At 74.9% G+C, this 14,598-nt stretch carries 8 protein-coding genes; 7 read left to right on the top strand and 1 reads right to left on the bottom strand.

Annotated elements, in window-relative coordinates:
* Positions 1–77 precede the first annotated feature (77 nt).
* Positions 78–359 (bottom strand): HPr family phosphocarrier protein, encoded by a 282-nt coding sequence (locus ACZ7JA_RS17035; protein ID WP_317445823.1) that lies wholly within the window; start codon positions 357–359, stop codon positions 78–80.
* A 177-nt stretch (positions 360–536) separates the two neighbouring features.
* Here ACZ7JA_RS17035 and ACZ7JA_RS17030 point away from each other — a divergent pair, with 177 nt between their 5' ends.
* The 7 genes from ACZ7JA_RS17030 (at position 537) to ACZ7JA_RS17000 (ending at position 14,487) form a co-directional block, all read left to right on the top strand.
* Entirely contained in the window at positions 537–3,593 is a 3,057-nt protein-coding gene (locus ACZ7JA_RS17030) for a bifunctional acetate--CoA ligase family protein/GNAT family N-acetyltransferase (RefSeq protein ID WP_470808915.1), read from the top strand.
* Between the two features lie 116 nt (positions 3,594–3,709).
* Complete coding sequence (locus ACZ7JA_RS17025) at positions 3,710–4,306, top strand: DUF5998 family protein (RefSeq protein ID WP_351669535.1); 597 nt, start codon at positions 3,710–3,712, stop codon at positions 4,304–4,306.
* On the top strand, positions 4,306–5,496 hold the full coding sequence (locus tag ACZ7JA_RS17020; protein WP_351669533.1) for an alkaline phosphatase family protein: 1,191 nt from the start codon (positions 4,306–4,308) through the stop codon (positions 5,494–5,496). The genes ACZ7JA_RS17025 and ACZ7JA_RS17020 overlap by 1 nt, the downstream gene beginning before the upstream one ends.
* 39 nt (positions 5,497–5,535) lie before the next feature.
* Positions 5,536–6,186, top strand: coding sequence for a thymidine kinase (locus tag ACZ7JA_RS17015; protein ID WP_351669531.1), 651 nt, complete (start codon positions 5,536–5,538; stop codon positions 6,184–6,186).
* A gap of 100 nt (positions 6,187–6,286) precedes the next feature.
* On the top strand, positions 6,287–7,363 hold the full coding sequence (locus ACZ7JA_RS17010) for a winged helix DNA-binding domain-containing protein (RefSeq protein ID WP_470808912.1): 1,077 nt from the start codon (positions 6,287–6,289) through the stop codon (positions 7,361–7,363).
* 60 nt (positions 7,364–7,423) lie between these two features.
* A complete protein-coding gene (locus ACZ7JA_RS17005; RefSeq protein ID WP_470808910.1) occupies positions 7,424–12,940 on the top strand; it encodes an amino acid adenylation domain-containing protein in 5,517 nt (1,838 codons plus the stop codon).
* An 83-nt stretch (positions 12,941–13,023) separates the two neighbouring features.
* Positions 13,024–14,487: an MFS transporter gene (locus ACZ7JA_RS17000; RefSeq protein ID WP_389447884.1), complete on the top strand. Its 1,464-nt coding sequence runs from the start codon at positions 13,024–13,026 to the stop codon at positions 14,485–14,487.
* Positions 14,488–14,598 lie beyond the last annotated feature (111 nt).

Here is a 14,598-nt window from a genome sequence, read left to right as displayed (position 1 = left end):
TGGATTTCCGGAGAAACGGCGGAGCCGTGCCGCCCGGAAAAGGGCGGCACGGCTCCGGTGTTTCCCGTGACCGGTGCTCAGACCGTCTCGGGCAGTTCCTCGAGGCCCTCGGCGACCAGCTTGGCCAGACGGTCCAGGGCGACGTCCGCGCCCTCGGCGTCGGAGGCGAGGACGATCTCCTCGCCGCCCTGGGCGCCCAGGCCCAGGACGGCCAGCATGGAGGCCGCGTTGACGGGGTTGCCCCCGGCCTTGGCGATCGTCACCGGGACGCCTGTGGCCGTGGCGGCTCGGACGAAGATGGAGGCGGGGCGGGCGTGGAGGCCCTCGGCCCAGCCGACGTTGACGCGGCGCTCAGCCATGTGTTGCTGCCCTTCGGTGTTCAGGTTGTCTAGACCAGTTTCCCATATCGTGAAGCGTGCCCCGAGCGGTGCGGTGCACCGCCGCGGCGCGCCACCGGATCGCGGCCTCGATCCGGCCTGTCGTCCTCCACAGACTGCCTCGCGACGCCGTCGTACGCGAGCCGTACCCTGGGGCCCATGCAGAGCCCGGCGGACCGGCAGGACCGGCACGAGTACCCCGCTCACTGGGAGGCGGACGTGGTGCTGCGCGACGGGGGCACCGCGCGCATCAGGCCCATCACCGCTGACGACGCCGACCGCCTGGTCAGCTTCTACGAGCAGGTCTCGGACGAGTCGAAGTACTACCGCTTCTTCGCGCCGTACCCACGTCTGTCCGCCAAGGACGTCCACCGCTTCACTCACCACGACTTCGTGGACCGGGTGGGACTCGCGGCCACGATCGGCGGCGAGTTCATCGCCACCGTACGCTACGACCGCATCGGCACCGACGGCATGGCCGCCTCCGGACCCGCCGACGAGGCCGAGGTCGCCTTCCTGGTCCAGGACGCCCACCAGGGGCGCGGCGTCGCGTCCGCGCTGCTGGAGCACGTCGCGGCCGTCGCGCGCGAGCGCGGCATCCGGCGCTTCGCCGCCGAGGTGCTGCCCGCCAACACCAAGATGATCAAGGTGTTCACGGACGCCGGATACACCCAGAAGCGCAGCTTCGAGGACGGCGTCGTACGGCTGGAGTTCGACCTCGAGCCCACCGACCGCTCGGTCGCCGTCCAGCGCGCGCGGGAGCAGCGCGCCGAGGCCCGCTCGGTGCGCCGGCTGCTGGCGCCCGGCTCGGTCGCCGTCGTCGGCGTCGGCCGCGCGCCCGGCGGCGTCGGCCGCGGCGTCCTCGGCAACATCCGGGAGGCCGGCTACCAGGGCCGGCTGCACGCCGTGAACAAGGCCTTCGCCGAGGACCTCGAGGAGGTCGACGGGGTGCCCGCGCACCGCTCGGTGCGCGACATCGAGGGGCCCGTCGACCTCGCCGTCGTCGCCGTCCCGGCCGAGCACGTGCCCGCGGTCGTCGCCGAGTGCGGCGAGCACGGGGTGCAGGGGCTCGTAGTGCTGTCCGCCGGGTACGCCGAGAGCGGGCCCGAGGGCCGTGAGCGGCAGCGGGGCCTGGTGCGGCAGGCGCGCGCCTACGGCATGCGGATCATCGGCCCCAACGCCTTCGGGATCATCAACACCGCGCCCGGCGTCCGGCTGAACGCCTCGCTGGCCCCGGAGATGCCGAGGCCCGGCCGCATCGGCCTGTTCGCCCAGTCCGGCGCCATCGGCATCGCCCTGCTGTCCCGGCTGCACCGGCGCGGCGGCGGGGTCACGGGCGTCACGGGCGTGTCCACCTTCGTGTCGTCCGGCAACCGGGCCGACGTCTCCGGCAACGACGTCCTCCAGTACTGGTACGACGACCCCGAGACCGACGTCGCCCTGATGTACCTGGAGTCCATCGGCAACCCGCGCAAGTTCAACCGCCTCGCCCGCCGCACGGCCGCGGCCAAGCCGCTGGTCGTGGTGCAGGGCGCCGGATCGGCGCCGCAGGGGCACGCGGTCCGGGCGACGCGACTGCCCCACGAGACCGTGTCGGCGCTGCTCCGGCAGGCCGGCGTCATCCGGGTCGACACGATCACCGAGCTGGTCGACGCGGGCCTGCTGCTGGCCCGGCAGCCGCTGCCCGCCGGCCCCCGGGTGGCGATCCTCGGCAACTCCGAGTCGCTCGGCCTGCTGACGTACGACCGCTGCCTCGCGGAGGGGCTGCGGCCCTCGCCCCCGCTCGACCTGACCACCGGCGCGACGGCGGAGGACTTCCACCGCGCGCTGTCGCGGGCCCTGGCGGACGACACGTGCGACGCGGTCGTCGTCACGGCGATCCCGGCGATCGGCGAGAGCTCGCCGGGCGACGCCGAACTGGCGGAGGCGCTGCGGTCGGCGGCCTCCGGGACGTCCGGCAAGCCGGTGCTCGTGGTGCACGTGGAACTCGGCGGCCTCGCGGAGGCGCTGTCGGCCGCGGCGAGCACCGCACCCGCGGCGGCCGGGCAGGTTCCGGACGCGCAGGGCGCTACGTCTCAGGGGCCGGGCGCACCTGAAACTGCCCAGCAGGCCCCCGGCACGGCCGGCACCCCGCCCAGGGCCGCCGCGCAGACTCCGGGCGCGCCGGGCGCCGCACCTCAGGCCGCTCAGCGGGCTCCGGGCCCCGCGAACGCCGCGTCCAGCCCCGCGCAGGCCTCCGGCGCTCCGGCCGGCACCGGGCCGGCTCGCCCCGCGACGCGGCCGCCGGGTGCGGTGGCAGGGCCGCCGGACGCGGCGGCGCCGGAGGCGCCCGGCGCCGCCCCGCGGGACGGCACCCGCCTCATCCCCGCCTACCCCGCCGCCGAACGTGCCGTCCGCGCCCTCGCCGAGGCCGTGAAGTACGGGCAGTGGCGGCGCGAGGCAGCCGATCCCGGCAAGGTCCCGGAGTACGACGACATCGACGAGAAGGGGGCCGCCGCCCTGATCGGCTCCCTGCTCGAACGCGGGCAGGGGCTCACCCTGGGGGAGGCGGAGACCTGCGAACTGCTCGGCAGATACGGCATCCCGGTCCGCCGCGCGCTGCCCGCGCCCACCCCCGACGCCGCCGCCGAGGCCGCCCGCACCCTCGGCTACCCGGTGGCCCTCAAGGCCACCGCCCCGCACCTGCGCCACCGCGCCGACCTCGGCGGCGTACGCCTCGATCTCGCGAACGAGGAGCAACTGCGGCGCGCCTACGCCGAGTTGTCCGCGCTGTTCGGCAAGCCCGACGAGCTGCGGCCGGTGGTGCAGGGCATGGCGCCCAGGGGCGTCGACACGGTCGTGCGCGCGGTGATCGACCCGGCGGCCGGCGCCGTGCTGTCCTTCGGGCTGGCCGGGGCCCCCTCGCAGCTGCTCGGCGACATGGCGCACCGGCTGGTCCCGGTCACCGACCGGGACGCGACCTCGCTGGTGCGGTCCATCCGCACGGCGCCGCTGCTCTTCGGCTGGCGCGGCTCCACGCCCGCCGACACCCCCGCGCTGGAGCGGCTGCTGCTGCGGGTGTCCCGGCTGGTGGACGACCACCCCGAGGTGGTGGCCGTCACCCTGGAGCCGGTCGTCGTCGCCCAGCGGGGTGTGAGCGTCCTGGGCGCCACCGTGCGTCTCGCGCCGCCGCCGGCCCGTGACGACCTCGGCCCGCGCACCATGCCGGCGTACTGAGCGGCGCGGCGGCCGGGCCGCCCGCCGGGCGGTCCCGCGCCGCGGCCCCGGCGCCGGAGGGCGGGCGGGAGCGGCCGCCGGCGACTGGCCCGGAGCGCCCTTGCCCACGGATTAGGATGGACGCCATGGCCAAGACCAGTACGACGACCCAGGGGCTCCGCGCGGCGATCGAGCGCAGCGGCTACTACCCGGCCCTCGTGGCCGAGGCGGTGGAGGCCGCCGTGGGCGGCGAGCCCATCCGGTCGTACCTGGTCCACCAGGAGACGACGTTCGACCAGAACGAGGTGCGCCGGCACGTGACCGTGCTGGTCCTCACCGGCAACCGCTTCATCGTCAGCCACACCGACGAGCAGGCCGCCGACGACACCTCCCCGACGCCGTACGCCACCACCTCCACGGAGTCCGTGAAGCTCGGCCGGATCTCGTCCGTCGTGGTCAGCCGGGTGGTCGCCAACCCGGAGCAGTACAAGCCGGGCACCCTGCCCCGCGAGATCGTGCTGACCATCGGCTGGGGCGCGGTCAGCCGCATCGACCTGGAGCCCGCCGCCTGCGGCGACCCCAACTGCGAGGCCGACCACGGCTACACGGGCAGCTCCACGGCGGACGACCTCAGCCTGCGGGTGAGCGAGGCCGGCGACGGCCCCGAGACGGTGCGCCAGGCGCTCGCCTTCGCGCAGGCCATCTCCGAGGCGACCGCGGACCCCACGCGCTGATGGCGCAGCTCTCCGCCTGGGACCACCCGGAGCCACTCGCCCTGGACAGCGCGCCACTGCCCCAGTACGGCAGCGGCTCGCTCGCCGACCTGCTGCCCACCCTGGCCGCGGGCCTCGGCGTCCCCGGCATGACCGCCGCGATCGGGGAACTCACCCCGGCCGACCGGGTCTGCGTCTTCCTGGTCGACGGGCTCGGCTGGGAGCAGCTCAGGGCGCACCCCGACGAGGCCCCCTTCCTGAACTCGCTGCTCGGCACCTCGCGCGGCGGCACCGGCCGCCCGCTCACCGCCGGCTACCCGGCCACCACCGCGACCTCCCTTGCCTCCGTCGGCACCGGCCTGCCGCCCGGCGCGCACGGCCTGCCCGGCTACACCGTCCGCAACCCCGCCACCGGCGAGCTGATGAACCAGCTCCGCTGGCAGCCGTGGGCCCCGCCGCGCCCCTGGCAGCCGTACCCCACGGTCTTCCAACTGGCCCACGACGCCGGGGTGCACGCCGCCCAGGTGTCCTCGCCGGCCTTCGCGAGCACCCCGCTGACCAAGGTCGCGCTGAGCGGCGGCACCTTCCACGGCAGGCTCACCGGCGAGGACCGCATGGACCTCGCCGCCGAGCAACTGGCCGCGGGCGACCGCGCGCTGGTGTACACGTACTACGCCGAGCTGGACGGCGCCGGGCACCGCTACGGCGTCGCCTCCGACACCTGGCGCGGCCAGCTCATGAACGTGGACCGGCTCGCCCAGCGCCTCGCCGAGCAGCTGCCGCCGCGCAGCGCGCTGTACGTCACCGCCGACCACGGCATGGTCGACGTGCCGTTCGACGAGGAGCACCGGATCGACTTCGACGAGGACTGGGAGCTGGGCGCCGGCGTCGCGCTGCTCGGCGGCGAGGGCCGGGCGCGGCACGTGTACGCGGTGCCGGGCGCCGAGAACGACGTGCTGACCGTCTGGCGCGAGGTGCTCGGCGAGCAGTTCTGGGTGGCCTCGCGGGACGAGGCGATCGCGGCCGGCTGGTTCGGGCCGCGCGTCGACGAGCGCGTGTACGCGCGGCTCGGGGACGTGATCGCGGCCGCGCACGACGACGTCCTGGTCATCGCCTCCGAGCGGGAGCCCAAGGAGTCGGCGCTGGTCGGCAACCACGGCTCGATGACCCCCGCCGAGCAGCTCGTCCCGCTGCTCGAAGTACGCTCCTGACCCCCCTGCCCGTACCCGCCGAAAGGTGCTCATCCCCTCATGCCCGAGCTGGTGTTCTTCTCCGGAACCATGGACTGCGGGAAGTCGACGCTGGCTCTGCAGATCGAGCACAACCGCTCCACGCGCGGCCTCGTCGGGGTGATCTTCACCCGGGACGACCGGGCGGGCGAGGGCAAGCTGTCCTCCCGGCTCGGCCTGGTCACCGACGCGGTGGAGGTCGAGGACGGCCAGGACCTGTACGCCTACCTCGTCGACCGCCTCTCCCAGGGCGGCCGGGCGGACTACGTGATCGCGGACGAGGCCCAGTTCCTCGCGCCGGAGCAGATCGACCAGCTCGCGCGCGTGGTGGACGACCTCGGCCTCGACGTCTACGCGTTCGGCATCACCACCGACTTCCGCTCCAAGCTCTTCCCCGGCTCCCAGCGCCTTGTGGAGCTGGCCGACCGCATAGAGGTCCTCCAGGTCGAGGCCCTGTGCTGGTGCGGCGCCCGCGCCACCCACAACGCCCGCACGGTGGACGGCGAGATGGTCGTCGAGGGCGCCCAGGTGGTGGTCGGCGACGTCAACCACGCGGCGGGCGAGATCGGCTACGAGGTGCTGTGCCGCCGCCACCACCGCCGCCGCATGACCGCCGCGACCTCCCGCGCGGCGGCCCTGTCCCCGGACGTGCTGCCGGTCACGGCGGACTGAGCGGGGCGGCGGCCCGGACCGTTCACTGCCCGTGCAGGACGGCGATCGGCTACGGTTCGGAAACCGGCGGCGGCGCCGGCCGACGACGAGGGGGACGAACGTGCGCGAGCTCGGCCCGGTTCAGGCCAGACTGCTCCGGGCGTGGTCGCAGGGCGTGGGCGGCGGCCGGCGCGCGACGTCCCCGGCCGCCGTGCTGGAGGGGTGCCTGGCGGTGCAGGCGCAGGACCTGAAAGCGGCCGCGCTCGGGATCAGGACCCGCGGCTCCGGGCTCACCGAGGCGGACGTGTACCGCGCGCTCGGCGCCGAACGCAGCCTGGTCCGGGGCTGGTTCATGCGCGGCACGCTGTACGTGGTCCCGGCCGCCGACGCGGGCTGGCTCCGCGAACTGCTCGCTCCGCAACTGCTGCGCCGCAGCGAGCGCCGCTACCGGGAACTGGGGCTCGGCCCTGCCGAACTGGCCCTGGGGGAGCGAGTGATCGCCGAGGCCCTCGCCGACGGCCCCCTGACCAGGGACGAGCTCGCGGTGCGGATGACCGGAGCGGGCCTCGACGCCTCCGGGCAGGTCCCGTTCCACCTGGTCCGCCGGTCCGCACTGCTCGGCACCGTCTGTTTCGGCCCGGTGAGGGAGGACGGCTCCGCCACCTACGTCCTCGCCGACGACTGGCTGCCCGCCTCCACCGGCCCGTCCGGCGTCGACGCGGTGAGGAAGCTGCTGCTCGGATACCTGGCGGCGCACGGGCCGGCGACGCCGGCCGACTTCGCCACCTGGTCGGGGCTCGGGCAGCCCGCCGTCCGCCCCGTGTGGAAGGAACTGCTCACGGCCGGCCGGCTCGAACCGTGCCGCGTCGCGGACCTGGACGGCTACGCGCTGCCGGCCGACACACCGCCCGGCCCGGAGCCGACGGGCGACGTCCGGCTGCTGCCGGCCTACGACAACTACCTGGTCGGGTTCAAGGACCGCCGGCTGTCCGTCGAGCCCGAGCACGAGCGCAGGGTCTGGCCGGGCGGCGGTCAGATCAATCCCACCATCGTGGTGGACGGACTGGTCCGCGGAGTCTGGCGCCGCGACCGGACGCGTGCCGTCACCCCGGAACCCTTCGACGGCGATCCGGGCGTCGTCCCCGCGGAGGCCCTCGCCGGCGAGCTGCGCGACATCGCCCGCTTCCTCGCTGCATAACCTTCGGCTAACCGCCCCTCTCTACGGTCTCGGGAGACTTGCCGAGTCCAAGGAGAACAGGTGACGATCGTCCCTCCCACGGGGTCGCCGGCCCGGTCCCCGGAACGCGCTCGGCTGCTGAAGGCCCTCGCGCAGCGCCGGCCCGGCCCGCCGGGCATCCCTCGGCGCAGCCCGGCCGGGCCGGTCGCCCCCGCCTCGTACGCGCAGGCCGGGCTGTGGATGGTCGCCGAGCTGGAGCAGGGCCCGTCCGCGTACAACGTGCCGCTGCCGGTGTCGCTGCGCGGCCGCCTCGACACCGAGGCCCTGCGCGGCGCGCTGACCGCGGTGGTCGAGCGGCACGAGGCGCTGCGCACCACCTTCACCGAGCACGACGGCGAGGTCCGCCAGGTCATCGGCGCGCCAGCCCAGGTGCCGCTGCCGGTCCTCGACCTGAGCGGCGCGGACCCCGACGAGGTCTCCCGGCGGGTCGCCGCGGCGCAGACGGCCCGGTTCGACCTGGACGCCGGCCCCCTCCTGCGGGCGGAGCTGCTCCGGCTCGACCCCGAGGCGCACCTGCTCCTGCTCACCGCGCATCACATCGCCTGCGACGGCTGGTCGGTGCCGCTCCTGCACGCCGAACTGGCGGACGGCTACAACTCGGCGCTGCGCGGCGTCCCTTCGGCGCTGCCCCCGCTCCCCGTGCAGTACGCGGACTTCGCCTGCTGGCAACGGGACCGGCTCGACGCGCCGGAGACCGACCGCCTGACCCGCTACTGGCGCACCCGGCTCGACGGCGCGCGGATGACGCTGCCGACCGACCGCCCCGCCGGTGCGGCGCAGACGGCCGAGGGCGACCTGTGCCGGGCCACGATCCCCAGGCCCACCGTGGACCGCCTCGACCAGACCGCCCGGGGTGAGGGCGCGTCCCGGTTCATGACCGTCGCCGCGCTGCTCGGTGTGCTGCTCGCCCGCTGCACGGGGCAGCGGGACCTGCTGTTCGGCTCCACCGTCGCCCAGCGCCAGCAGCCCGAACTGCGCCATCTGATCGGGCTGTTCACCAACGCGTTCCCGATCCGTGCCGACCTGTCGGGAAACCCGACGTTCCGTCAGCTGCTCGCGCGTACACGGCGGGACCTGATCGGCGACTACGAGGGCAGCGCTCTGCCGTTCGGACTGCTCGTCGACGCCCTGCGGACGGAGCGGTCCGGCACCCGGACGCCGCTCATCCGGGTGCACGTCCAACTGGAGGAGGGAGAGGGCGAGTCCACCGCGTACCAACGGCTCCCGGCCTACGACGGACTGACCGCCGAGGGCCTCGTCCCGGAGCTGAGGGCCGCCAAGTTCGACCTCAACTTCATGGTGCGCGCCGACGCCGGCGCACTGGTGCTGGACCTCGTGTACGCCCGCGATCTGTTCGCCCCGGCGACCGCCGGCCGGCTCGCCGCGCTGTACGCGCGGGTGGCCGACGCGGTGGCGGCCGACCCGGACCTGGGGATCGAGGACCTGCTGCTGCCGGAGCCGCCGCGCCCCCCGGCCCGCGTGACCGCGGCCGCTTCGGCCGCCGCCCCGGCCCCGGAGCCGAAGGCCGTCGAGGAGACGGCGCCGGAGGCGGACGCGGACGCGGCGCCCGAGACGCTGGAGCGGGTCCGCCGCGTCTGGCGGGAGGTCCTGGGCACGGACGACGTCCACCCGCACAGCGACTTCTTCGACCTGGGCGGCAACTCCTTCGCCGCGCTCAAGGTACGCCGGCTGCTCGGCGGCGGCGTGCCGCTGGCCGAGCTGTTCCGGCACCGGACCGCCGCCGCGCTCGCCGCCTATCTGGCGGACGGGGCAGGGCAGTCGACCGACCAGTTGCTCTGGCCGCTCACCAGCGACGACGCCGAGGCCGACATCACCGTCGTCGCGATCCCCTACGCCGGTGGTGCCGCGACCGCCTACCAGCCGCTCGCGGACGCGCTGCCGCCGCGGTTCCGGCTGTGGGCGGCGAGCCTGCCCGGACACGAGGGCGACGCCGCCGACCTCCTGGACTTCGACGCGGCCGTCTCCCGACTGGCGTCCGAGGTCCAGGAGCGCGTGACCGGAGCCGTCATGGTCTACGGGCACTGCGCGGGCGCGTCCCTCGCGGTGGCCGTGGCCCGCGAACTGGAGGCCCGGGGCGCCGACCTGCGCGCCGTCTTCGCCGGCGCCAGCCTGACCGACCCGGACGCCGAGGCGAACCTGGCCCGCGTCACCGACAGCTCCGGCGACGAGTTCTACACCTACATCAAGGCCATCGGCGGCTTCGACGGCCCGCTCGACGACGCCGACCGCGACCAGGTGCTCGCCGCGCTGCGACACGACATGGCGGGCGCGACGCGGTTCCAGGCCGCGGCGCACAAGGCGCCGGGAGCGCGGCTGCGGGCCCCGCTGCACTGCGTGCTCGGCACCGCCGACCCGGTCACGCCGGATCCGGAACACGGCTACCGCGGCTGGTCGGTGTTCGCCGACACGGTGCGGCTCGAACTCGTCCCGGAAGGCGGCCACTACTTCGTCCGGGACCACGCCGCGGAGCTGGCCCAGGTCATCGGCGCGGCGTCCCCCGCCGCCCCGGCGGCCCGGCTTCCGGTCGTCTGCCTTCCGCACACCGGCGCCGGCGCCTCGTTCTTCCGCCCCTGGCAGGCTCACGAGGGCGTCGAGATCATCGCGCCCGACCTGGCCGGGCACGACAAGCGGTTCGGCGAGCCGCCGCACCGCACGGTCGCCGCGGCCGCCGCCGACCTGCTGCCCCGGGTCCTCGCGGCCCTCGACGGCCGGGACGAGGCCGTGCTGGTCGGCCACTGCCTGGGGGGCACCGTCGCCTTCGAGCTGGCCGGACTGCTCCTCGGACACGGCGTGCGGCTCCGGCACCTGGTCATCAGCGGTACGCCCGGCCCCACCGTGCCCCGGCACAGGCGGACCACGGGGCTCCCGGACCGGGAGTTCCTGGCCCGGCTCGAGGAACTGGCCGGTTACGCCCACCCGGCGCTGGCCGACGCGGAGATGGCCGCACTGCTGCTGCCGGTGCTCCGGGCCGACCAGGAGATGTACGAGAACTACCGGCGGACCTCGGTCACCCCCCTCGACGTGCCGGTCACCGTGCTGCGCGGAGCGGCCGACGCCCTGGTGAGCGCCGCCGACTCGGCACGCTGGCAGGAGGCGACGACCCGGCCGCTGCGCTACGTCGAGGTCGCCGGCGGCCACATGTACCTGGCGGACGACGCCGCCCCGGTCCTGGAGCTGATCGGGTGTCTGGCCGACGGCGTCGAGGACCGGATCGACGCGCTGCTCGGCGCGACGTACCCGCGACCCGAGTGGGGGCTCAAGGACTTCCCCGAACCGGCCCCGGGCGGCTCGCACGATCCGGGTCCGGTCCCACGGCACTGCGTGCTCGCGGCCGCCGCGGTCGTCCTCGGCAGCTACCACGGCCTGCCGGTCACCGTACTGGCGGTGCGCGAGAGCGCCGGGGCCGGCCGCCCGGCCCTGGTCGCCTTCCCGACCGACCCGGCGACCCCGGTCGCCGACCTGCTCGCCGTCGCGCGGGACGCGCTCGACGGGACGTGGCCGCGGTCCGGCTCCCTGCTGGCGGGGACGCCGGGCGACGGCGGTCCGGTCGTCGAGGTCCGGTTCCACGAGGCGGCGGACGCCGGGTTCCCGCTCACCCTGACCGTCGGCGCCGTCCTCACCGCGGCCGTGCACGGCGACCTGATCACCGAACGGGCCGCGGACCGGTTCGCGAGCGCCGTCGCCCACGTCGCCGGGCAACTGGCCGCCGGGGACGGCGAGCTGGCCCGGCTGGAGCTGCTGGACCCGGCCGAGGCAGCACGCGTCCGGCGGCTGGGCACGGCGAGCGAACCGCCCGCCGAGCACCGGCGCATCGACGAACTCGTCGCCGCCCGTGCCGCCGAGCGGCCGGACGCCACCGCGGTCACCGACGGACGCACCCGGCTCAGCTACGCCGGCCTGGACAAGGCCGCGAACCGGGTCGCCCGCGCGCTCGGGGAGCTCGGCGTCGAGCACGGCGACCGCGTCGGCGTCTGCATGACCCGGGGCTGGGAGCTGGTGGTGGTGCTCCTCGGCGTGCTGCGCGCCGGCGCGGCGTACCTGCCCATGGAGCCGGACAACCCTCCGGAGCGACTGGCGCGGATGGTCTCCGCCGCCACCCCGCGACTCGTCGTGACGACGGCGGACTTCCCGGCCGGGCCCTGCCGCAGCGTGTCGCCCGCGTCGCTCGCCGCCGCCGCCGGACGGCAGTCGCCGGCGCCGCCGGCGCGCACCGGTGACGCGGGCGACGCCGCCTACGTCATCTGCACCTCGGGCTCGACCGGCACACCGAAGCCGGTCGCGGTCGCGCACCGCAGCGTCACCGCCCTGATCGGCGGCACCGGGACCGAGTTCGGGTTCGGCACCTCCGACGCCTGGGCGTTCTTCCACTCGGTCGCGTTCGACATGTCCGTGTGGGAGATCTGGGGCGCGCTCACCACGGGCGGCCGGCTCGTCGTGGTGCCGCGGGAGGCGACCCGCGCCCCGGAGGAGCTGCACCGGCTGCTCGCCACGGAGAAGGTGACGGTTCTGAACCAGACGCCGACCGCGTTCGGCATGCTGATCGACGCCGACCGGGACGCGCCGCTCGGGCTGGCGGTCCGCCTGGTCACGTTCGGCGGTGAACCGCTCGACACCCGGGCGCTGCTGCCCTGGTTCCGGCGTCACCCGCCGGAGGCGTGCCGGCTGGTCAACCTCTACGGCATCACCGAGACGACGGTGCACAGCACCTGGATCACGGTGACGCCGGACACCGCCCGGACGGCGTCCCGCTCGGTGGGCGTACCGCTGCCGGGGGAGTCGCTGACCGTCCGGGACCGGGCCGGCCGGCTCCTTCCGCTCGGCGTGCCCGGAGAGATCCACGTGGGCGGCGTGGGGGTGGCGCTCGGCTATCTCGGCCTGGACGAGCTGACCGCCGAACGGTTCGGCGTGGATCCGGACGGCACGCGGGTGTACCGGAGCGGGGACTACGGCCGCATGCTCCCCGACGGAACGGTCGAGCACCTGGGCCGGCTGGACGACCAGGTCAAGCTCCGCGGCTACCGGATCGAGCTCGGCGAGGTGCGGGCCGCGCTGCTCGCCGCGGACGGCGTCACCGCCGCGGCGGTGGTGGTCGGCGGGACGCCCGATGCCGCCCGTCTCGACGCCTATGTGACGCCCGCCCGGGTGGACCCGGCGGCGACACGGCGTCGGATGCGGGCGCTGCTGCCCGAGTACATGGTCCCGGCCACCGTCACCGCGCTGGACGCGCTGCCGCTGACGGTCAACGGCAAGCTGGACCGGGCGCGGCTGCCACGGCCCGGCGCCGAACCGGCGTCCGGCGTTCCGGCGGCGTCCGAGGGCCTGCTGATCGAGATCTGGGAGCAGCTCACCGGGCTGCGCGTACGCGGCGACGACAACGTCTTCGACGTGGGCGGCAATTCGGTGATCATCAGCAGGTTCGTCGCGGAACTGCACGCCCGCGGCCTCACGCGGTCGACCGTCGGTGACGTCTACCGGCTGGGAACGCTGCGGGGGCTGGCCGGGCGCCTGCGATCTTGACCGGCGTAACCCGCTGATAACCAGTCGTTCCTACCGTACCGCGCGTCCCATGTACATGACCGCGCGACGAACCAGGAGTGCAGATGGCTGGCCACACCGAGGCCGCACTGTCGCAGAACCCGCTTCGCTGGAAGGCGCTGATCGGGCTGGCTCTCGTCCAGTTCATCGTCTTCCTCGACGCGACGAACGTGAACGTCGCGCTGCCCTCGATCCAACGCGACCTCGACCTCAGCCAGTCCCAGCTGACCTGGGTGGTCAACGCCTATCTGATCGCCGCGGGCGGTCTGCTGCTGCTCGGCGGCCGGCTCGGCGACCTCTTCGGACGCCGCCGCGTCTTCGTCGCGGGCGCGGCGCTGCTGGCCGTGTCGTCGCTCACGGCCGCCCTGTCGACCTCGTCGGCCATGCTCATCACGAGCCGCTTCGCGCAGGGCGTCGGTGAGGCCCTCGCGGCTCCCGCCGCCCTGTCGATGGTGGCGCTGCTCTTCGCCGACGAGGGCGAACGGACGAAGGCGCTGGGCATCTGGGGCGGGCTGGCCGGTCTCGGCGCCGCGTCGGGCGTGCTGCTGTCCGGCGTCCTCACCGACCTGGCGAGCTGGCACTGGATCTTCTACATCGGGGTCCCGCCGTGCGTGATCTCGCTGGTGATGACCCTCAAGCTGGTGCCGGAGAGCAAGGAGACGAGCGGGGGCCGGCCGAGCTGGCTCAGCGGCGTGCTGCTGACCGGCGGCATGATCGCCGTCGTGCACGGCCTGCTCAGCGGCATCGCCCACCCCTGGAGCGGGTTCAAGGTGCTCGGCCCCCTGGTCGGCGGCGTCCTCGCCCTCGCCGTGTTCGCGCTGCTGCAGCTGCGCAGCGCGACGCCGCTCATCCCGCTGCAGTTCTTCACCAGCCGCACCCGGCTCACCGGGTACGCGGGGCAGGCGTTCATGGCGGTCTCCACCTCGGCGATGTTCTTCCTCGTGGTGCTCTTCATGCAGCAGACCGCGCACTACTCGCCGCTGAAGAGCGGTCTGGCCTGGCTGCCGTACACCGTGCTGTTCATCCCCGGCCTGGTGCTCTCCACGAAGCTGATGTCGGTGGCCGGGTCGCGCGTCCTGCTGTCGGTGGGGCTGCTCGTCATCGGGGTCGGGATCTTCCTGTTCAGCCTGCTCGGCAGTGACGGCGACTTCCTCACCGGACTGCTGCCCGGAATGGGGCTCGCCGCGTTCGGATCCGGCCTCGCGGCCCCCGCGCTCCAGCTGTCCGCGCTCGACGGCGTCTCCCCGGAGAACGCGGGCCTCGGCTCGGGTGTGCTGACGTCACTGCAGCAGCTCAGCCAGTCGCTGGGTCTGTCGGTGATCATCACGATCGGGCTGAGCCACGCCCGTTCGCTCGCCGGTTCGGGCACGGCGGCCGCGAAGGCGGCCGAGGAGGGCCGGTCCCTCTCCTTCGTGATCGCCGGCGCGGTGCTCGTGGTGGGCGCGGTCATCTGCTACGTGATCACCAACCGCACGATCAAGCCCGCCGCCGAGGCCGAGGGAGGCGCGACGGTGCCGAGCGCCGCCTAGGCCGTGTCCGCAAAGTCGCGTCTGCGTCGCGGCGTCCGGCACGCACTCTCGCCGCACCGGCCGAAAGCCCGAGTACACCCAGTACGAGGGCATCCGGCCGGCCCTCCCCCA

This window comes from Streptomyces sp. NPDC038135, from assembly GCF_055601245.1.
Note: the sequence above shows the minus strand (reverse complement) of the source record. Positions and strands in the feature narration are given on the sequence as shown.